Annotated in this window: 16 protein-coding genes and 3 pseudogenes; 10 read left to right on the top strand and 9 right to left on the bottom strand. The window is 67.9% G+C overall.

Annotation, left to right across the window (positions count from 1 at the left end):
- Positions 1 to 341 precede the first annotated feature (341 nt).
- Complete coding sequence (locus ACQPZA_RS13720) at positions 342 to 1,019, top strand: AAA family ATPase (protein ID WP_433281046.1); 678 nt, start codon at positions 342 to 344, stop codon at positions 1,017 to 1,019.
- Between the two features lie 178 nt (positions 1,020 to 1,197).
- Here the strand turns inward: ACQPZA_RS13720 and ACQPZA_RS13715 are convergent, their stop codons facing one another.
- From ACQPZA_RS13715 to ACQPZA_RS13705, 3 genes are all read right to left on the bottom strand, one after another.
- Positions 1,198 to 1,602 (bottom strand): DUF6223 family protein, encoded by a 405-nt coding sequence (locus tag ACQPZA_RS13715; protein ID WP_433281044.1) that lies wholly within the window; start codon positions 1,600 to 1,602, stop codon positions 1,198 to 1,200.
- A gap of 890 nt (positions 1,603 to 2,492) precedes the next feature.
- Entirely contained in the window at positions 2,493 to 3,707 is a 1,215-nt protein-coding gene (locus ACQPZA_RS13710) for an acyl-CoA dehydrogenase family protein (RefSeq protein WP_433281042.1), read from the bottom strand.
- A gap of 105 nt (positions 3,708 to 3,812) precedes the next feature.
- Positions 3,813 to 4,289 (bottom strand): alpha-hydroxy-acid oxidizing protein, encoded by a 477-nt coding sequence (locus ACQPZA_RS13705; protein ID WP_433281040.1) that lies wholly within the window; start codon positions 4,287 to 4,289, stop codon positions 3,813 to 3,815.
- Positions 4,290 to 5,710: 1,421 nt separating this feature from the next.
- Between ACQPZA_RS13705 and ACQPZA_RS13700 the strand changes: the two genes are divergently transcribed.
- From ACQPZA_RS13700 to ACQPZA_RS13690, 3 genes are all read left to right on the top strand, one after another.
- Complete coding sequence (locus ACQPZA_RS13700; RefSeq protein WP_433281038.1) at positions 5,711 to 6,115, top strand: pyridoxamine 5'-phosphate oxidase family protein; 405 nt, start codon at positions 5,711 to 5,713, stop codon at positions 6,113 to 6,115.
- Positions 6,112 to 6,624: a transposase gene (locus tag ACQPZA_RS13695; protein ID WP_433281036.1), complete on the top strand. Its 513-nt coding sequence runs from the start codon at positions 6,112 to 6,114 to the stop codon at positions 6,622 to 6,624. The genes ACQPZA_RS13700 and ACQPZA_RS13695 overlap by 4 nt, the downstream gene beginning before the upstream one ends.
- A 121-nt stretch (positions 6,625 to 6,745) precedes the next feature.
- Positions 6,746 to 7,423, top strand: coding sequence for a TetR/AcrR family transcriptional regulator (locus ACQPZA_RS13690; RefSeq protein ID WP_433281034.1), 678 nt, complete (start codon positions 6,746 to 6,748; stop codon positions 7,421 to 7,423).
- Positions 7,424 to 7,600: 177 nt separating this feature from the next.
- Here the strand turns inward: ACQPZA_RS13690 and ACQPZA_RS13685 are convergent, their stop codons facing one another.
- On the bottom strand, positions 7,601 to 8,329 hold the full coding sequence (locus tag ACQPZA_RS13685) for a mycothiol-dependent nitroreductase Rv2466c family protein (protein ID WP_433281032.1): 729 nt from the start codon (positions 8,327 to 8,329) through the stop codon (positions 7,601 to 7,603).
- 225 nt (positions 8,330 to 8,554) lie between these two features.
- Between ACQPZA_RS13685 and ACQPZA_RS13680 the strand changes: the two genes are divergently transcribed.
- Positions 8,555 to 9,358: a maleylpyruvate isomerase family mycothiol-dependent enzyme gene (locus tag ACQPZA_RS13680; protein WP_433281030.1), complete on the top strand. Its 804-nt coding sequence runs from the start codon at positions 8,555 to 8,557 to the stop codon at positions 9,356 to 9,358.
- Positions 9,359 to 9,899: 541 nt separating this feature from the next.
- Positions 9,900 to 10,874 carry an AraC family transcriptional regulator gene (locus ACQPZA_RS13675; RefSeq protein ID WP_433281028.1) on the top strand — a complete coding sequence of 325 codons (975 nt, stop codon included), beginning with the start codon at positions 9,900 to 9,902 and terminating at the stop codon, positions 10,872 to 10,874.
- A gap of 439 nt (positions 10,875 to 11,313) precedes the next feature.
- On the opposite strand, the gene ACQPZA_RS13670 is transcribed toward ACQPZA_RS13675, so the two are convergent.
- Positions 11,314 to 11,991 carry an XRE family transcriptional regulator gene (locus tag ACQPZA_RS13670; RefSeq protein WP_433281026.1) on the bottom strand — a complete coding sequence of 226 codons (678 nt, stop codon included), beginning with the start codon at positions 11,989 to 11,991 and terminating at the stop codon, positions 11,314 to 11,316.
- A 57-nt stretch (positions 11,992 to 12,048) separates the two neighbouring features.
- Positions 12,049 to 12,645: pseudogene (locus ACQPZA_RS13665) on the bottom strand (IS5 family transposase); the annotation flags it as partial.
- 545 nt (positions 12,646 to 13,190) lie between these two features.
- Between ACQPZA_RS13665 and ACQPZA_RS13660 the strand changes: the two are divergent.
- Positions 13,191 to 14,384, top strand: a complete 1,194-nt coding sequence (locus ACQPZA_RS13660; RefSeq protein ID WP_433281024.1) for an FAD-dependent oxidoreductase — start codon at positions 13,191 to 13,193, stop codon at positions 14,382 to 14,384.
- A gap of 290 nt (positions 14,385 to 14,674) precedes the next feature.
- Here ACQPZA_RS13660 and ACQPZA_RS13655 read toward each other — a convergent pair.
- Positions 14,675 to 15,130, bottom strand: a pseudogene (locus tag ACQPZA_RS13655) (hypothetical protein); the annotation flags it as partial.
- Positions 15,131 to 15,252: 122 nt separating this feature from the next.
- Between ACQPZA_RS13655 and ACQPZA_RS13650 the strand changes: the two are divergent.
- Positions 15,253 to 15,321 (top strand): annotated as a pseudogene (locus ACQPZA_RS13650) (hypothetical protein); the annotation flags it as partial.
- A gap of 534 nt (positions 15,322 to 15,855) precedes the next feature.
- Here ACQPZA_RS13650 and ACQPZA_RS13645 read toward each other — a convergent pair.
- Together ACQPZA_RS13645 and ACQPZA_RS13640 are read right to left on the bottom strand one after the other, a co-directional pair.
- On the bottom strand, positions 15,856 to 16,851 hold the full coding sequence (locus tag ACQPZA_RS13645) for a hypothetical protein (protein WP_433281023.1): 996 nt from the start codon (positions 16,849 to 16,851) through the stop codon (positions 15,856 to 15,858).
- Positions 16,848 to 17,471 carry a VC0807 family protein gene (locus tag ACQPZA_RS13640; RefSeq protein ID WP_433281021.1) on the bottom strand — a complete coding sequence of 208 codons (624 nt, stop codon included), beginning with the start codon at positions 17,469 to 17,471 and terminating at the stop codon, positions 16,848 to 16,850. Before ACQPZA_RS13640 ends, ACQPZA_RS13645 begins: the two co-directional genes overlap by 4 nt.
- 105 nt (positions 17,472 to 17,576) lie before the next feature.
- Here ACQPZA_RS13640 and ACQPZA_RS13635 point away from each other — a divergent pair, with 105 nt between their 5' ends.
- Together ACQPZA_RS13635 and ACQPZA_RS13630 are read left to right on the top strand one after the other, a co-directional pair.
- Positions 17,577 to 18,188 carry a TetR/AcrR family transcriptional regulator gene (locus tag ACQPZA_RS13635; protein ID WP_433281019.1) on the top strand — a complete coding sequence of 204 codons (612 nt, stop codon included), beginning with the start codon at positions 17,577 to 17,579 and terminating at the stop codon, positions 18,186 to 18,188.
- Positions 18,189 to 18,236: 48 nt separating this feature from the next.
- A complete protein-coding gene (locus ACQPZA_RS13630) occupies positions 18,237 to 18,629 on the top strand; it encodes a hypothetical protein (RefSeq protein WP_433281017.1) in 393 nt (130 codons plus the stop codon).
- Positions 18,630 to 18,655: the final 26 nt, after the last annotated feature.

Below are 18,655 nucleotides of genomic sequence, written 5' to 3'. Positions count from 1 at the left end.
TGAGTGCCTACCTCAGAGCCCCGCGGTCCCCAGATGGTCCCAGAGCCGCGCGCTCTAGATCTTTCGGAGTCCGAGTGGCAGCTCTCAGGTATAGGGATCCCACGCCGTGGGATCCGGCGCAGAGCCGACACGATGTGCTTCGGAGAATGACCTCATGACGGCCACGACCAACGCGCCCGCTTGCCACTGGCGAGCGGCAGCGCGTCTGCTCGTCTGGCGGGGGCCTCGACCATGCACAGTCGGTTGAAGTGAACATGCCCAGCTCCGCAGCGAGATTTCTGCATAAAGTGAGACTGGGCTCGAGGGCAGAGTCCGGTCGGTACCCGTTCAGTCTGCCCGCCGTGGCATGGCTGGCTCGGCGTGGTGAGCTGGCGCTGCCCCCCGGTGTGACATTCCTGGTCGGGGAGAACGGCAGCGGGAAGTCAACCCTGGTCGAGGCCATCGCCGTCGCGGCCGGGTTCAACGCGGAGGGCGGCAGCCGCAACTTCCGGTTCACCACCCGCTCGTCGGAGTCCTCCCTCGGCGAGCACTTGGTGCTCGGTTGGGGCCCGGCGAAGCCCCGCAACGGATTCTTCCTTCGCGCCGAGTCCTACTACAACGTCGCCACCGAGATCGAGCGTCTCGACGATGGCTCCGGCCCCCCGCTGCTGCCTGCCTATGGCGGGGTCTCCCCGCACGAACGCTCCCATGGCGAGTCCTTCCTCAACCTCGTCGTGCACCGCTTCGGACCGAGCGGCCTCTACCTACTCGACGAGCCAGAGGCCGCGCTGTCCGTGCGCGGCTGCATGGCGCTGCTGACCCGCCTGGCCGACCTCACCGCACAGAATTGCCAAGTCCTGGTGGCCACGCACTCACCGATCCTGCTCGCGCTTCCCGGTGCCACCATCTTGGAAATCGCCGACGACGGCTCCATCACCCGGGTCGAGTACGACGAGGCCCTGCCAGTCCGGCTGACCCGTGCCTTCCTCGCCGCTCCGGACCGCTTCCTGCGTCACCTGCTCGACGACAACCAGGACTGACCTCCGAGACGGATCCGGCCTGACGGGTGAAGGCGGCGACAGCGCTTCTCAATCCCATGGCAGATTGGCCACTCAGGTGACATCGTGGCACGGGGGTGTTCGCGGTCGGCGTCGCCTACCGGATGGCGCGCCTGGCGGCCGCGCAGTAACGAGCGGCTGCGAGTTGACGCCGCAATGCTCAGGCGGAGCTGCCGCCGTGCCTAGATACACCGGTGAGGTGGCGGGATCGGACCAGGGCCAGCCCACCGAGGACCAGACCGAGCAGCCCCAGGGCCAGGGCGACGACGGCACCGGCCAGTCCGTTGCCGGTGCCCGGACCGCTGGCGGAGTTCGCCGTGTGCAACCCACCGACGATCACACTGATCGCGGCGATCACCAGGGTGGTGATAGCCCCGGTTCGACCCGTGCCCGTGCCGATGCATTGAGCGGAGCGGACAGGACCAGCCCGCCCAGGACCGCGCTGATCAGCCCCAGAACCGCCGCAATGGTAGGCACCGGGCGCCCCGACTCCGAGGACGTAGCCGCCGGCGGCCAGGGAGACGTGCACGGCATCGGGTACGGCGAGCAGCAGACGGACGGACATGTGGAGGTCCTTTCAGGAGAGACCGGCGCCGGCGGGGCAGGAATCCCGGGTGGTGGCGGGTCGTCGACGAGCCGTGGAGTTGGTGTCAGGCGCCGATGGTGCTGGCCATGTGGAGAGCCGCGCGTCCGGCGACGCAGGTGTTCTCCGACTGACGCGCTCGACGTACGGTCAGCCGTCGGTCGTAGCCGGTGTAGACCGCTGCGGTAGTGCCGAACGACCGCGACCGGTGGACGCGCCGGCTGTCCTGGCTCAGTGCACTTGGCAGCGGCTCACTGCACTTGGCAGCGGCTCAGTCATCTTGCCCACGGTTTTCTTACACAGACTTGACGTCTCTCACCGGCGGTAGTCGGTTCAGTGAGAGCGCGGCACGCGGGTGACCCATCGGTCACCCGCGATCGGGCGCTTGACACCACAAGCCGCATCGGTGGCGCCACGTACTCGGCTCCTGCCCCATACGATCGGCGCGACCAGCCGTGTACGAGGGTGAACTTCGGCGGACCCGTAGACGAGACAGGTTTGAAGGGTTAATGACGCAGTCTGGGCCGCAGCCCCGAGGGGTCACTGCCGCAGGAGCTGCGCCTGGCATGGACGGCGACGCGCCGACCCGGGTCGTCCGCGGGCCTGACGTCACGCGGAAGGTGCACGCGCTGGAGCGGTGGCGAGGGGAGGGGAGGCGGCCACCTCGAAGCGCCCGATCGCGCGGTCGCCGAATCAAGCGTCACGATGCTTGGCGGGTGATCTCGGATGGGACCTCTATGCTCCTGCACAGCGGTCCGCGTTCATCGCGCAATCTGCCAGCTGCGTGAAGCGTCCCGCCCGAGCCACACCGGCTCCGATGACCGCGATCTTCATCAGCACGAGCGTGGTTCCTTGCCTTCGCGCAGCGGCTGTCAGATGACCTCGACGACCTGCTCCTCGATGCCCAGAAGCGCCCGTCCGTAGATCTCCTTGTTCAGAGATGGCGACACCCCACGCGTCCGGGAGAGGGTAGCCAGGCCCCGCCAGAACCGCTGGAGAGGGTTGCTGCGGCGGAACGCAGACGTCCCGCCGGTGTCGAGGAGTTGCTCCATCGCCTCCCGGCACCGCTGCATGACCACGCCGTTGTCCATCCTGATGCGGGCGCGGGTCGCGACGTCGAGCCTGCGGCCCTCGATCGACGCGGCCTCGATGTCAGCTGCCGCGCGGTAGGCGTGCAGCCGGGCGGTGTCGATGAGTGACGCGGCTTCCGCGACGGCGAGCTGGACGCTCGGCGAGCGGATCGCGTCGGTGTACAGCGAGCCGGTGATCGACTTCCCACCTGCCAGCGTCTCGAGGACATGCTGCAGCGCGCCCTGGGCCATCCCAATCACTGGGCCCGCTACCGAGACCGGCAGCCAGGTGGCAACGGGCGTGTGGTAGACCCTTTCGCCCTCCCGCCACCGCTGGTCACCCCGCAGATTCGGCACCGGAAGGGTGCGGTACTCCGGCACGAAGACGTCATGGACAGTGAAGCTGTCACTCCCGGTGCCCTCCATGCCGGCCATGTCCCAGGTGTCCTCGATGACGATGTCGGCGGCGGGGATCAGGGCGTGTCGGACATCGGGCTCGGCAGCTGTGCCGGCATCAATGGACACTCGGCACAGCACCCACTGCGCCTGGTGGATCCCGGTGGCGTATCGCCATTCTCCGGTCACCCTGATGCCGTCCGGCGTCGATCGCGCCGTGTTGGTTGCGGCGCCGCTCGCGGTCGCGCTGACGGCCGCGTGGCTGTCCATCCCCCAGATGTCCTCCCGAGCTTGGTCGCCGAACAGGGAGGCGATGAAGGCCGCCGCGCAGTGGACCTTGCCGACCCAGGAGCTCGAGCCACAGCCACGAGCCAGTTCGGCGAACACGTCGACGACCGTGCGTATGCCGGCCTCGCGACCGCCGAACTTCCGCGGTGCTGTCAAGGTGTAGAGGCCGGCCTGACGCAGTGCAACGTCCACCTCCGGTGCCGGGTTCCGCCGCCGCTCGGTTTCCGCCGCATGTGACCTGAGCAAGGGGACCAGCGCCCGCGCAATGGATACCAACTCCGCGTGCTCGGCTGGGTCATTGAGAGCCGTAGGCGATGATACGAAGGCACTCACGACAGTCCTCTCTGGTGATGTCGACACCCGACTCCCGGCTTACAGACGACCTGCCACCGTCGAGCCGGGGGCGCTCGGACGGTGCGCCGAAGCGGCTGTATATCCTCAACTGCGAATAACCCGGCAGGCGATACTTACCGCTCGAACGCGCCCTTGCGACCGGAACCGTACCCCAGGGTACCGAGAGCTCTGTGTTTTCCGCCAGCGGCCTGAGGCATCGGTAGCCCGGATTTTCAGGACGACTCGGAAGTTGAGGAGCTGCCCAGACATTGTCCGTGACTGATCGGCCCGTCGGCGGGTAGCTACCGAAATCATCCTGACGTCCGGGTCGGATTGGTTCCGCAGGTTCCGTTCCCGCCATCCCCCGGCGGGAGAATCGACGGTGACGCAGGCAGCCTGGTGTCCCGCCTTTCGTCGATCCGGCGCAAATTTCCACCGAGTGCTCCGCGCAGCGCATCGGGTGCAGCTGCGCAATGCGACCAGCCTGAGGTGCGGCTCGACAACGGCTTCGAATGAGCAGGTCCCTGCCTCAGGCACAATGCTCGCGACCCCTCGGCGGCATTCGCCCGTGCCACTGCACACTGACCGGCCAGGACACGGCCGATGCTGCTCGCCGCGGTAATAGAGGGCGGCGACCCTGCACGTCGAGAAGGTGATAAATCATCGGATCTCCATAGAGATCAACGAACCGGACAGTTTGTAGCCCCGAATGCGCGTACGGACAGCCCTATGCGCCAGGTGGGCGACGCTTGCGCCATTCATGACGCTCTTGTCATGCCCGACAGGCTTGCACACATTGGCGACGGCGTCAAACAGGGGTAGGGTTAACCATGGTCGGAAAACGACATTTCAACAAGAAGCGCACACTGACTGCACTTGAGGCATCTTCTGACCGAAGGGCTACGGCGCGAACTCCATGGAGGACATCGCAACAGCCACGCAGCCTTGCGCGCTCGCCGCACACGCCGACCGCGCTGAAAACCCGCTCCTGCGCTCTTCAGGCCTCGACGGATCGTGATGAACGCGTCTACCAGGAGCCGGAACGCCTCTGGGCGACAGCCGCAGCACTGATCAACCCATTTGTCTTACCCACGAGCAACCGGGATCCGCGAGCCATCGACAGGCGGTACAAGAGCACCGGCGACAGTGACGAAGTATCTAATTCTCCCCAGCTGTCCGGTAGCTCGTAACGTCGCAGGTGTGACTGCGCTCGGCGGCGGCTCGGATGGCACTCCGGAAGAGCGGCGCGTATGTTCAGCGTGCAGTCAAAATGCTTAGGCGAGGTTTCGCTGGCGTATCATGCGGCGAGTCCGACCGGTGGTGCAGCCCCGGCTGGGTCAGCCCTGGGTTGCACCGGGTGCCGATGAACCGGGACCTTCGGCTCACGCGCTCTGGTCAGGCGCGGAGTGTGCCGCTCAACGTCCATCCGTTAGCACGCGTGCCAGAGGTGTAGCGTCACGATCAGCAGAGTAAGATGACCGAGAAACAACGACAAATGCGCAAGAGGGGAAACAGCCGCACGACCGAGTGGTCGGTCTGTCGCCCCCGGCTCCGTCAGCCGTCGGAGGCCTATGTGCTGCTGCTTGCTCTGTTGCGAGACGCAAATTACCTGAGGGTGACCGCGATGAGGCGTGAATCCGGTCCGGGGCGTCGCAGGTCTTTTTTGGGAGGAGGCTCGCGAGGGCAACTGCATGAGCACCGATCCCCTGACTGCTGTCGATCCGCCTCGATCACTTACGGCTCGCATCCTATTCCGTGGATGCTGCAGGCCAGTCCGACTCCCCCGGCCGCGTGCATACTTTGACATGTCCGCGATCGCGCAGCAGGTCGGCGTCGAACACAGACATGGGCGTGCACCCGTTGCGGCATGGGCTCGCCGTGCCGTACGAGCAGTCGGGCCGTAGCGGGGCCCGGCTCACTCCTGCACATTATTACAAGGCGGTATGGCGGACGTCGCTGACGTCGGGCTGTGGGACCGTGCTTTCGGGAGGAGAGTTTGACCGGTGTCTTGGGTTTTTGAAGGGGTTGGCGCCGACTTCGAGACGTTCTGGACTGAGCGGCGATACTGCCTGCTCGCGACCGTGGCGGGTGACGGCACGCCGCACCTCGTGGCTGTCGGGGTCACCGTCGACTTGGGGGGCGGACTGGCCCGGGTCATCGCGCGACGAGGTTCGCAGAAGATCCGCAATGTGCTCGAGGTGGGCGAGGGCGGCGCTCGGGTCGCGGTGACCGGGATCGAGGGGGCCCGATGGTCGACGTTGCAAGGGCTCGGGATCGTACGGTCGGACGCAGCGTCAGTGGCCGAGGCTGAGCGTCGCTATGCGCAGCGCTACGGCACGCTGCAACCGCATCCCGAGCGGGTGGTGCTGGAGATCGCGGTGGAGCGGCTGCTGGGGAGCGTGCAATGACGGTCACTGAGCCTTTTCCAATCCTGTCAACCGGGCACGGAGGTGCACGGCGTGGGAGCGCCACGGATGGCATCGACGCCCGCGACACCGATACCCTGGGTCTGTTGATCACCGTCGTGGTGTGCGCCGCGTCGATACAGGACCGTGACGGTGCCAAACCGGTGCTGCAGCAGGCCTACCTGGCCACGCCGGTCCGGTTCGTCATCGCCGACGCCGCGTTCGCCGGCCGGCTGCTGGAGTGGGCGGCCCACATCCTGCACACCACGATCCACGTCGTGCGCAAGCCTGTCGGTCAGTGTGGGTTCGCGGTGATCCCACGCCGGCGGGCTGTCGAGCGCACGCTGGCCTGGCTGACCGCACACCCCCGCCTGGCCCGCGACTACGAACGCCACACCGCCGTGTCCGAGACCATGATCCGCTGGGCCGCGATCAACACCATCACCCGACGACTCGCTCGCGGCGGCCCCGCAACCCGTCAGCAACGACGCATATTCACGACGACCAGCTGATCTTCTCAAACACTCTCTGAGGGAGCTCCCAGAAGAAGGGACGATGGTTTCGCAGTGGACCATGGTTCCGGGCCGCTCGGGCCAAGAAGGCTGTGCTGGCCACAGCACATAAGCTTGAGCTGTGCAGGAGCAGCCAGGAGGAGCCGAACAGAGCGCCCGTAGGGCCATCAGTACCAGCGCGTTCGACGTGAACCGAGAACGAATCATCCAGATCGCCGCCGGGTTGTTCGCCCAGAAAGGCTATCACGGAACAGGGATCGCCGAGCTAGGTGCAACAGCGGGCTTGGGCAGGGGTGCGCTCTACCACTATATTGAGAGCAAGGAAGCGCTCCTCTACGCGATAAGCAAGAACCAGATCGACATCGTTAACCTCCACGCAGAGAAGGCTCTGAGCGCGAACCTGGGAGCGGAGGATCTGCTGCGGGAGATGGCGCGCGGCCTGCTACGCAACATCACAGAACACCAGGCGGAGTGGGCAGTATTCTTTCGCGACCACGGGGCGCTTACCGGGGAGCGCAGAGATCGCGTCATTGTCGCACGGGAACGCTACGAGAGTTACTGGCGGCAGGCGCTGGATCGGGGAGTCACAGCCGGGGCATTGCGTCCTATGCCTCGGCTGCTCGTCAGGGGGATCCTGGGAATGTTCAACTCCACCTGCCTTTGGTTCGAGCCTAACGGCGAAACCACCGCAGAAGCGCTCGCGGACGAGTTCCTCGACGCCCTGCTGTACGGCATCCGTAATCCCAGAGGAGCGGCGCCACCTTCCTGTTTGGCCTTCAACCCACCGGGCACCCCCTGAGGGACTGCGAATGGTGAAGTTTCGGGCGGCGTCGACATGCCTGCGTAACCCCGACCAGGTAGGCCGTGGGCGTCGGCAGATCATCGCCGCTATCACATCACGAATGCTGCGACCGGGTAACACGTCGTCTCTCGCGCAACAGTCTGATCTGTCGAATTCACCAGATCCGGTGGAGCTTCAGTGCTTCTGCCGACGACTGCCCTGGTGCCAGTCTTCCGTCTTGCCGACGGTGTCGGACGAGCCACCGAAGACCTGCAGTTGGGTTCGCTCGCGCAGACTGCGCTTGAGCTCCGCAAAGCCACCGAATCTGCCGAGACCCAGGACGTGGTCCCACAGCTCGACCGCGTCGGCGTCTGACGGGCGGCGGCTGATGACCGGCCCGAAGAAGGCGACACCGTCGGGCGGGTCGATGTGCAGGATCGGAGTGCCGACATCCTTGCCGGTCAGCGAGCGGGCCTCCTCGCCCTCGGCCTGGATCTCGTCGTCCCAGGACGTGTCGTCCAGCGCCTCACTCAGGCCGGTGGGCAGCCCGGCGTCGGCGAGGACGCGAGACACGTGCTCGGGGGTGCCAAGGTCTTTTGCCCGCTCTGCTTCACTCGGCCACGGCGGCACATCGAAGATGTGGGCGCCGAACGATGCCTGGAGGGTGTCCACGGCGCTGGCGCCGTACTCGGCGCGAGTTCGAGCCGCGACCCGCAGCATGCGCAAGCCCGCAGTGTGGATCATCTCGTACTCCGGCGGGAAATGCGCCTCGTAGTCGATATGGGAGTTGATGAGCCGCAGCGAGATGAACCGCCACTCCACGGAGTAGTCACGGGCGGCCATGACTTGACGGACCCACGTGCTGGTCATCCATGCAAACTGGCAAACGGGATCGAAATAGAAACGCAGGTCGACATCCGACATGGTTCCGACCCTAGCAACGGTGTACAGATCGGTCCACAAACGCTGCGGTGGGAAGGATCTCAGGACTAGCCGTCTCTGGAGCTTGTACCGATCGGTCCGTACGGGGATACAATGCTGCCGTGTCCTCGCGCTCCTGGCGAGAGCTCGCGAGAGGGTGTCACCGCACAAGCGACGTCTCGCTCATCCATCTGGCAGACTTCCTCTACCCCAAGGCGGTCCTCATTCATGACGCAGGAACTCGATCTTGCTATAGGCACCGGCTTCGACGCCGCCGAGTACCTCGAGGTGCTCCATACAGAAGGGCGCCTGATTCTCAAGATCGCCCGTGAGCACGGGCTGGCTGCCGAGATCGCGTCCTGCCCCGGATGGACGATGCGCGATCTCATCGCCCATCTCGGCTTCGCCTACCGCTGGGCCCGGACGATCGTCACCGAGGAACGGTCCGTGGCCCCGAGGCCGTCTGAACTATCGGCACTCGAGGATCCGGACCCCAGCGACGACGTGGGCGTCATCGACCGAATGGAACAGGCGCACTCGGCGCTCGTGGCGGCTCTGCGCGAGACACCCGCGACGCTGGACTGTTGGACCATATGGCCCTCCTCCGTCCCGTCTCGTGACTTCTGGATCCGACGTCAGGTACATGAGACCCTCGTGCACCGAGTCGATGCCCAGACCGCGGATTACCCAGCAGCCCGCGGAGGCGAGTCTCTGGTGTCCGCGCTCGCCGCCGACGGTGTGGACGAGCTGGTCTGCGGATTCGCCGACCGCTACCGGCAGCACCTTCGGATTGAGACACCGCGCACTCTCGCGCTCCGGGCAACCGACACCAGTCACCGCTGGTGGATCGCACTCGGGCCCGATGAGCCGGCGTTCGGTCGCGGGCCGGCCCCCGGCGTCGCGGACGCCGAGGTTCATGCACTCAGCGGTGAGCTTCTTATGCTCCTCTGGAATCGCCGCACGTCAAAAGGACTCGACGTACGCGGCGACCGCAGCGTCCTGGAGACGTGGCGCCGCCACGCACATCTGTAGCTGCAGCGCGCTATCTCGAGATTCGGAAACACGGGGTAGGTACGGATCGAGGATAGGCTCACACATCAGACAATCTTCGACGAGCGGCGCCGGGCAGGCGACGATTCGACTCCGGGTACACCCTATGGCACATCATCGACGTCGGTCGAGGGCTTATCGGGACGGGCACGCGCCTCGGGCGTGCAGCCGTTCGGGAGTTCGCGATCCGCGGCCAGCACTCGCTCGAAAGCGTGCCGTCGAGGATGATTCGAGCGCCAAGGTAGAGCTTCCGCTAGCGGCTCATCAAGCCCGCGCGAGCTCGGCCCGCCGCTCCCCACGCACGTCCACGTGTGAACGCGCGAGGTGCGACTCCGCGCATGGTCGCTGATCCGCCGAAGTGCGGAGTGCCGGTCTATTCACGCCACCAGGAGATTTCATGGCCACTATATCGCCCGGACCTTACGGCCGCAGCGGTCACCTCGTCCGGGCTCCGCATACTGAAGTTTCAGAGCGGGCGGAACGCCCCCACGCGCTCTCCTGGATTGGCGACCGTCATACCTCGGTGCTCGCCCACCGCGAGATCTGCCGGTCCAGCCAAGTGGACGTGTTCACAGACAGGCTGAACAGCCTCTTCTATCCCGCGCAGCGGGTCCGAACGCGCACGCCTCGGCCGGACCTCAGCGAGTCCCTGCTCCGTGCCGCCCGGCTGGACCACGTGACGGTCGCCTTCGTGCGGTTCGGCACCGAGGCGATGCTCGATGCCGGCGCGCTCGGGGCATATCACGTGAACGTTCCGCTCTCTGGGAGAGTCGCGTCGGCGTGTGGACCACGGGAATCGGTCGCCACCCCGGCGCGGGGGGCGGTTTTCACGCCCCGCGAACACGCGGCGCTGCCCTCGTGGGATGCGGATGCGTCCCAGATCTGTATCAAGATCGAAAAGTCGGCACTTGAGGCGGAACTCGAGGCGCTGTTGGGCCATCCGATCGGCGGTGACGTCCGGTTCGAGCTGGCCATGGACCTCACCAGCCCGCACGCCCAGAGCTGGCTGAGCGTTCTGCGACTCATCCTGAGCGAGCTCGACCGGCCGAGCGGCCTGCTCGAGCACTCGAAAAGCCACCGTGGCTACCTGGAAAAACTCTTGATCTCGGGGTTGCTCCAGACACAGGCACACGACCACCTCGACGAGCTGCGCCGTCCGGTCCCGCAGGCCAGGCCACGGACGGTGAAGCGAGTGGTCGACCTGATCGAGGCCGACCCGCGGGCCAACTACACCGTCGCCGACCTCGCGCGACATGCCGGGGTTGGCGCCCGCCGACTGCAGATGGCGTTCCAGGAGTCGCTCAACACCTCCCCGACGGGCTACCTACGCAAGGTAAAGCTCGCACGAGCCCGCGCGGATCTCCTGGCCAGCGGAGAGACCGTCATGTCGGTCGCCTACCGCTGGGGCTTCAACCACCCCGGCCGCTTCTCAGCGGCCTACCGCAGTAGGTACGGCGAGTCACCCTCGGACACACTGCGCCGTGGACGCTTCGTATGACCGTTAAGCTGGCGCCTGGCGCCAGATCAACCGCGCTGGGCATCCGATGACGTAACCGATCTTCTGGCCGGACGACACCGACTTCACCCATCCCCCCAACACGCGGTACCCGTCCGTGGCCCGGAAACTGTTCCCCGACGTGCTGTCCTATGTGGTTGGGACCCGCGCGACGCACGGTTTCGCCCACAACGGCCGGACGCCGGCCGACAACGCACCCGAAGCGATGATGTCCCTCGTTGTGAACACGGCCGTGCCGTGGGGGCTGAGACCATTCGTAGCCAAGCATGTCCGGGGCAGGAACTTCCCCTACGTCGTGCCGGCGTGACATCTCCGGGACCAGGTCCGCGGCCGACCCGTACCGCCGCCGGTGCGGCCTGACAGTGTGGTGTCAGGACTCGCGCACTCCCACAGCGACATGGCTCGTGCCGCACGACCGTTCCTACTCGGAGAGTGACGGGCCGGGATCAGCCGAGGCATTGCGCCGGCCAGCCGGTCCGACGCACAGGCGCCGCAGCCGTTCCAAAGTGTCCGTGGTGAGCACGGGCGTGTAGATGACCAGGCGCAGGTGCGGGTGTTCCACCGGTGCCAGGCAATGTTGTTCCAGGTGGAGTTCGCCAGCGACGGGGTGGTGGAAGATTCGTCGCCGTACGGCGATCCATTCGATGTCGTGGCTCTCCCAACCGGCGCGGAACGCCTCGCTCGCATCAAGTAGCCGGGTCACGAGTCGGGAGAACGACGGCTGGCCCAGTCGGGGTCCCGCTTCGGCACGGAACCGGGCGAGGCAGCGCCGGCTCATGTACTCCCAATCCGGCATCATCTCCCGCAGATACGGATCGGTGAAGATCAGCCACAGCAGGTTGCGATCCGGCGCCGGCACCTTCGACAGATCCCGGTAGACAGCCGTGTAGGCCTCGTTCCACGCCGCAACCGTCCAGTCCGGCGCGAGCGCGAACGCCGGGAAACCCCCGAGCGCATCAAGCAAACGCTGCACATGGGCCGGAGGACCCTGCGGGCACTGCTCCGACAGGGACGGCGGGGCGGAGTAGCCGGCCAGCGACAGGTTGTAGGCGTGTTCAACCGCCGACAACTTCAGAGTGCGAGCGATCGCATCCAGCACCTGCCGGGATGGCGTGATCTCTCGTCCCTGCTACGAGCCGCTTCCGGTGTGCGTCGTTCGCACCGGGCGGGTCGCCGGGCGACCGGGGCCGGGGCGGCGGAACTCGACACCGGCCAGGACCTGCTCGAACATAGTGGTGTCGTTGACGTTGCCGCCGGTCACCACCTCGACAACGGGCGGCCGTGACCGTCGCAGGCAAGGTGGATCTTGGTGGAGGGTCCGCCTCGAGACCGTCCGATAGCATGATCATCTGGCACGTCGTGTCCGCTGCAGGACCCGTCCACCCCCCGGGGACCGTTGCGCAGCGACGGCCTTACGTGCGCCGGCGGCATGCTGGTGGGCACGCACGATGCTGGAGTCCACCGAAATTTCGCGGTCAAGCTCGTCGATCGCCTCGGCGATCACCCGCACCCTGGCCACCAGTGCGGTGAGGGTACCGGTGCGCGACCAACGCCAGAACCGGTTGTAGACGGTCTTCCACGGCCCGTACCGCTCGGGCAGATCCCGCCATGCCACCCCGGTCTTGGCCTTGAACAACATCCCGTTGATCACCCGACGGTCATCCACCCGCGGCCGACCCCTCGCCCCCGAGACCGGCAACAACGATTCGATCACCTGCCACTGCTCATCGGTGAGCTCATGCCTGCGCACCACAAGCCAAGATCAAACCAGGCCAGCCACACCCGCTTTGAGGACAGGCCCTAGGGCGTTCCACCCGGCCTGCGTCGGACCACTTCCGCACCTGATGATGTTCCTTCGAACGTGCATGGTCAGTCTGTCAGCGATTGATTCCAGTGTGGGCACTGCAGCGGGCGCACCTTCAACCGTGCCGGGTGCCGCGTCCGTTTCGCCGGAAACACGGTCCAGGAAGCGGCCAGCGGGATTCGTGACGCGGCCGGTCGGTTGTTCGGGCCGTTACCGACTTCGCAATCCGACCATAGCTAGGATCAATGTGGCTCAGCGTTGAACGGCCGACCCATTACCGTCGCCCCAGACAGGACACGCGCGGTCGATGGACCACTTCGCCAAGGAGGGATCGCGGCGACCCAGCGCACTACGGGCCTCTCTATCCCTCTCCGTGGCAATCTTCTCTCTGAGTGGTCGCTCGACTCGTCCGTCGGATGCATTAGCGGTTGCGGTTCCCTGCCGCTGGCACCTGGCGGGATTCCGGACCGATGACCCCGAGGTGCCCACACACCATGACCCACGCACTGATCATCGGCGGCGGTATTGCTGGCGCCACCACAGCCCTGGCACTGGGCAAAGCTGGTATCGACTCGACCGTCTACGAGGCGTATCCGGACGGCGCCGACGACACCGGCGCCTTCCTGATGGTCATGCACAACGGCTTGGACGCGCTGCGGGCCGTCGACGCCCTGGATGCGATCATGCCGTGTTCGTTCCGCACCACCAGAGTTGAGCACGTCGACGCGACCGGACAGCGAGTGTCCGGCCATACCATCGGGGTCACCCTTACCGACGTCGACGGGCCCCGCACACTGCGCCGCGCCGACCTGTATCAGGCGCTGCAGAAGGAGGTCCGTCGCCGCGGCGGCCGAATCGAACACGGCAAGCGGCTGGTGCGGGCGACCACGACGGGCCGGCGGATCATCGCCACCTTCGCGGACGGCAGCCGGGCCGAGGGCGACCTGCTCGTCGGCGCGGACGGAATACGGTCCACCGTCCGGACGATCATCGATCCGACCGCGCCTGCGCCTCGCTACACCGGAGAGAATGTTGTCTTCGGCTACACCCGGGACACCGGCATTCCCCCGGCTTCCGAGACGTTTCGCATGATCCACGGCAGCTCCGGCTTCAGCGGCTACACGACCTCCCCGAATGGGGAGACCCTCTGGGTGGTCCACTTGCCCGGCGACGAGATGACCGCCGCCGACCGAGCGACCATCGGCCCGTCCGACTGGCGCGACCGCATCCTGCATCAAGTGGCAGGCGACGACACGCCCGTCGCCGCGATCGTCCGAGCCAGCGGGACGAACATCATGGCCAGTAGCAGCTATGACGTCCCGTCCACCCACCACTGGCATACCGCGCACTTGGTGTTGGTCGGCGACGCCGCGCACGCCGCCTCAACATCGGCCGCCCAGGGCGCGTCCATGGCGCTGGAGGACGCCGTCACCCTTGCCCAATGCCTGCGCGACCTGCCCAGCATCCCGCACGCGTTCGAGACCTACACCGGTCTCCGCCGCGCGCGGGTGGAGCGGCTGGTGGCGTTCAGCGCCAACCAACCCAACCGCCCCAACACAACGGACCGGGACAGCGCGGACCCCAGGACATGGCTGTATTCCCACCACATCGACTGGGACGCTCCGGTCGCCCAGCAACGGAGAACGCCGGCGGGGCAGGGATCCGACCGAGAGTCACCCGAGACGTAGGCCGAATCCACGGCGACCAACAGGGTGTACGCGGACTGCATACGCAGTGGAGCGGGCGACGGAGTCAGCCACGCTGCTGGCGCCCGACGGCGCCGTCCGTGAGAGTGTGCTGGGTTCGACGCCGGCGGCTTTGACCCCCAGCGCGTATCGCGGCGAGCCTGGGCGGGGTCGCGGTCCACGTTCGGTAGCCTGCTGCGCGGAGTCGGGAGAGCACGCGGTCGTGGGACCATGTACCGCCGTGCTGAAATCGCGTGTCCGGCGGGGATCACGGATCGACGCAAACTGACGCATCAGTTCTCCGACCCGCCCGCCGCCGCGCGGGCGGCCGGGTAGCGCCTCAGGACCTCCACCGCGACGGGGTTTGCAAGGTACGTGCAGCCGAGCCCGACGCTGCACCGACATCTGCTGGGGTGGCGGCGAGGTAGGCGCAGCGTCTGCTTGGAGTCGGCGACCGCGCTGGCCGAGCCCAGCTCCCGCCCGGCCCGGCGCTGGGCCCAGGACAGGAACGGCATGACGACCATGCTGTTCGCGACCAGCACGATGCCGACCAGGGAGTGCTCGGGACGCTCGAGGCCGATCAGGGTGCGCACCGCCTCGACCGAGACGTAGGCGGCGAGCGCGAAGAACGAGCCCGCGATCACCCGAAGCGCCACCTTCTCCCGCCGCTCCGGGTCGGGGCCGGCGAACTGCCAGGCCACCGCCGCGGCCGAGCTGACCTCGATCACCGAGTCCAGCCCGCGGCCCAGGGCGTGCTCGGGGCCGCCTACACGCCGACCGAGCGGCACAGCGGGCATCGTCCACGGCGACCGCAAAACACACCTCGTTGATCACGTTGGGCTTGCTGCTGGCGGTCTACGACGGCGCCGAGGTGGTGCTCAAGCCCGTGTTCGGGTCTCTGGCCGATCGGATCGGGCCGCGCCCGGTACTGCTCGGCGGCCTGCTGGCGTTCGCCGTCGCGTCGGCGGCGTTCGTATTCGCGGGCAACCCGGCGCTGATCGGTGTGGTTCGCCTGAGCCGGCCTGGCCGGGGTGGCGTGGCCACCCGTGCTTGTCGCCCTGACCTCCTTCTCGGTCGGGTTCTCCACTCCGGTGTTCGTTCTGTCGACGGGCGCCGCGGCCGGTGTCGCCTGCTGCTGTGTCATCCTGCAGTCATCATCGGTCCGTACCCCACGGCTCCAGGCCGTGCTTACGGCCGTGCTGTGGTCGGTGGTCATTTGCCTGATTGTGGTCGTGGGATGGTCCGTTCCAGTCGCCCGGTCGCCGCCGCCGTGCGGGACTGGCTCGCGTTCGGACTGGCGGGCCGATCAGAGAGCACGACCGCGAACTACCACACCATCGCGCCGCTCCTGGGCCGTGCCCGAGGCGGCGCTGCTCCCGGCGCTGGAATGCCTGGGCCCACGGCTGGGGCTGACGCGGGAATCGGCCTGAGATGGGTCCCCGCCGGCCGTTGTCCCCGTCTCGGTCGCGGCGGCTCATTCGCGGTAGGCCGCGGCCATCGCGTGGAACGCCGCCTTCGGCACGCTGCGGCCGTCCGCGTCCACCCGGACCAGCCCGTAGGACGCGAGATCCAGGTCGTGGCGGGGATCGGGGTCGTGCGGGTAGGCGTAGCCCGCGAACGTGAACCAGAAGGCGCTGTCGACACCCTCCTCCCCGAGGATCCGCAGGACGTCGGTGAGGTGCGCGGCCTGGCCCTCCTCGTCACGGACGTAGGCTCCGTCGAGCCGGGGCGGCAGTGCGGTGCGGTCGACGACCATCCAGCCACGTCCGCCGCGGTCGGCGGCACCGCGGTAGGTGCAGCAGCCGAACTCCGTGACGGCGACGGGCTTGCCGTGGCGACCGTGGCCGCGGATCCCGTCGCGGTAGCCGGCGGCGTTCTGCGCGTCGCGGTAGGCGTCGACGCCGACGATGTCGAACGAAGTCCAGTCGACCTGCTCGAACGGAGCGGCCGCGTAGGTGATGCGGCCGCCGAACCGCCCGCGGACGGCGGCGACGGCCCGGTTGAGGAAGGCGTTCAGCTGCGGCGGCACCGCCGCGAGCGTCTCCCGCAGCTGCGGCCGCGGCGCGGCGAACCCCGCGAGCCGCGCGAACAGGTCGTCGCCGGGCAGGAAGCCACGGGCGAAGATGCCGAGCTCGCCTCCGGTGACCAGGACGACCTCCGCACCCCGGCCGCGCAGGTCCTCGGCGCGAGCGGCGCAGTGAACGAGGTAGGGCAGCATCTGCGCCTCGGTCATCTCGCACGGGAACGGCGAGAACCACACCTCCAGGCCGGCGTCGGCGGCGTGCTCGGCGGCGACCGTGAGCCGCCCTGGGTCGTCGCCGGTGATCCGGACGGCGGTGCAGTGCAGGTCGCGGGCGACGACCCGCATGTCCTCCCGCACCGTCGCAGGGTCGAAGGACGGCCGAGTGGTGCGCCCCGCCGGGCGGGCGCCGGTGTCGTAGGTGACGCCGCGGCCGCGCACGCCACTCACGCCCCGTCCGCGACCGCGGCGAGGCGCTCGCGGTGGCGCCGGTACAGCAGGCTCCACCCGACCAGCAGCGCGATCGTGGCGACCTCGAGGGCTGTCGACGCGCTCGTCGCGACGTCAGGGGGAAGCAGGTACACCAGGGGCACTCGGACGACTGCGTCGACGAGCAGACCGGCACCCCAGACGACGCTGACGACGCTCATGATCCGGCGGAACCGCGGCTGCGTCGTCCACCGCCGGTCCCATTCGGCCGCCTTCCCCGGATCGCCTGCGACGGCGCGGCGCATGAGCGCGTACATCGCGGGCCGCCCGGCGAGGCACGACCCGAGCAGGACGATCCCGGCGATCCCGGACACGATCGACCCCTTGAGGAGCACCAGCCGCGGGTCGCCGATCAGGAGCGATGCGCCGCCGAGCACCACGAGGACACCGGCCGTGACGGCGGCGAGCCCGTCGAGCCGGCGCCGGGCCGCCGCCACCCAGGCGACGCGCCCGACTCCCACCGCACCGCCGGCCACCAGGGCGGCCGCGGTGCCGATGCCCGCGGCACGGCAGGCGTAGTACGCCGCCAGCGGCAACCCCAGGTCCCACAAAAGCCCGACGACGAGTGCACGACGCTCCATCGCTCCCCCAACCATCTAGCGAACTGGCCGTATCTTATGTGCTCGACGTTAGCAGAGTTGGGAGTGCCGTAAGATACGGCCAGTCTCTTGAAAGCGGGGTGAGATGTGACACCGGGAGCCGACCGGCCGAAGGCCACGCGCAGGCGCGGCGCCGACCTCGAGCGGGCGATCCTGGAGGCAGCAGCCGCCGAGCTCTCCGAGGTGGGCTACCCGGGGCTGACGATGGACCAGGTGGCTGCGCGGGCAGGCACCAGCAAGAATGTCATCTACCGGCGGTGGCCGAGCCGCGCCGCGCTGGCCGTGGCCGCCTACCGACGACTTCTCGCCGTGGCGCCGGGGGACACCCCCCACACCGGCGACCTCCGCTCCGACGCGCTCGCGCTGCTGCGGCGGGCCAACCGGCGGATGTCCTCGCCCGAGGGCCGGATCCTGCGAGGCCTGCTCACGGGGGTGCAGGACGACCCTGACCGGCTCCGCGAGATCCGGGAGCAGGTGGTGCACGCCGGCACGGAGGCCTGGTCGACAGTCGTCGCCCGAGCCGTCGCCCGCGGCGAGGCCCGGCCGGAAGCGGTCGCCCCGCGAGTGGCGACGGTGGCGGTGAACCTCCTGCGCAACGAGTACGCGCTCAACGGCGCGACTGCAGTTCCCGACGAGGTGATCGTCGAGATCGTCGACCAGATCTACCTCCCCCTCGTGCGGGCCCCCGAGCGCGACTGACCCCGACCCGGGCCGAGCGCGGCGACGAGCACACCCCCACTGCAGCCCGTGGCGGGCGGGCGACCCGGCGGGCAAATCCACGCCGCCACGAGAGCCGGACCCGACGGGCACATCCACCGCCGCGACCAGGAGTGCCGGGCCGAGCCCCACCGGGCGACGACATCCGACCGGCGAAGGCGGGGATCCGGCGGACCCGAGCCCGGCCAGCTCCGTCAGGCGCGACGGCGCAGCCGGCCACTACCGGGGGCAGACTTCCAGCGGGAGCTGGTCGAGACCATCGGGAGCTGGGAGGACCCACCGGCCGACGCCCGCGGCCGCGGGGAGCACTACGAGTACTTGGTCGCCGCCCTGGGCAACCTCGTGCAGGCGAAAGGCATGCTCGAGGACGGGTACGTCAACCCCGAGGACCGGGACGAGGACCACGCCGACGACCACGGCTGAGTCCGTGCCCGACGGGCACGCGCGCG

The sequence above is a fragment of the Pseudonocardia xinjiangensis genome (assembly GCF_050948425.1).
In the GTDB taxonomy this organism is placed as follows: Bacteria; Actinomycetota; Actinomycetes; order Mycobacteriales; family Pseudonocardiaceae; genus Pseudonocardia; species Pseudonocardia xinjiangensis.
The sequence above is the reverse complement of the archived record's forward strand: the minus strand, read 5'-3'. Positions and strand labels throughout refer to the sequence as shown.

Coding starts and splice junctions, on each gene's coding strand:
- ACQPZA_RS13680 (WP_433281030.1), top strand. CDS start 8,555: ATGACGCAGGAACTCGATCTTGCTATAGGCACCGGCTTCGACGCCGCC.
- ACQPZA_RS13660 (WP_433281024.1), top strand. CDS start 13,191: ATGACCCACGCACTGATCATCGGCGGCGGTATTGCTGGCGCCACCACA.
- ACQPZA_RS13640 (WP_433281021.1), bottom strand. CDS start 17,471: ATGGAGCGTCGTGCACTCGTCGTCGGGCTTTTGTGGGACCTGGGGTTG.
- ACQPZA_RS13695 (WP_433281036.1), top strand. CDS start 6,112: ATGACGGTCACTGAGCCTTTTCCAATCCTGTCAACCGGGCACGGAGGT.
- ACQPZA_RS13685 (WP_433281032.1), bottom strand. CDS start 8,329: ATGTCGGATGTCGACCTGCGTTTCTATTTCGATCCCGTTTGCCAGTTT.
- ACQPZA_RS13715 (WP_433281044.1), bottom strand. CDS start 1,602: ATGTCCGTCCGTCTGCTGCTCGCCGTACCCGATGCCGTGCACGTCTCC.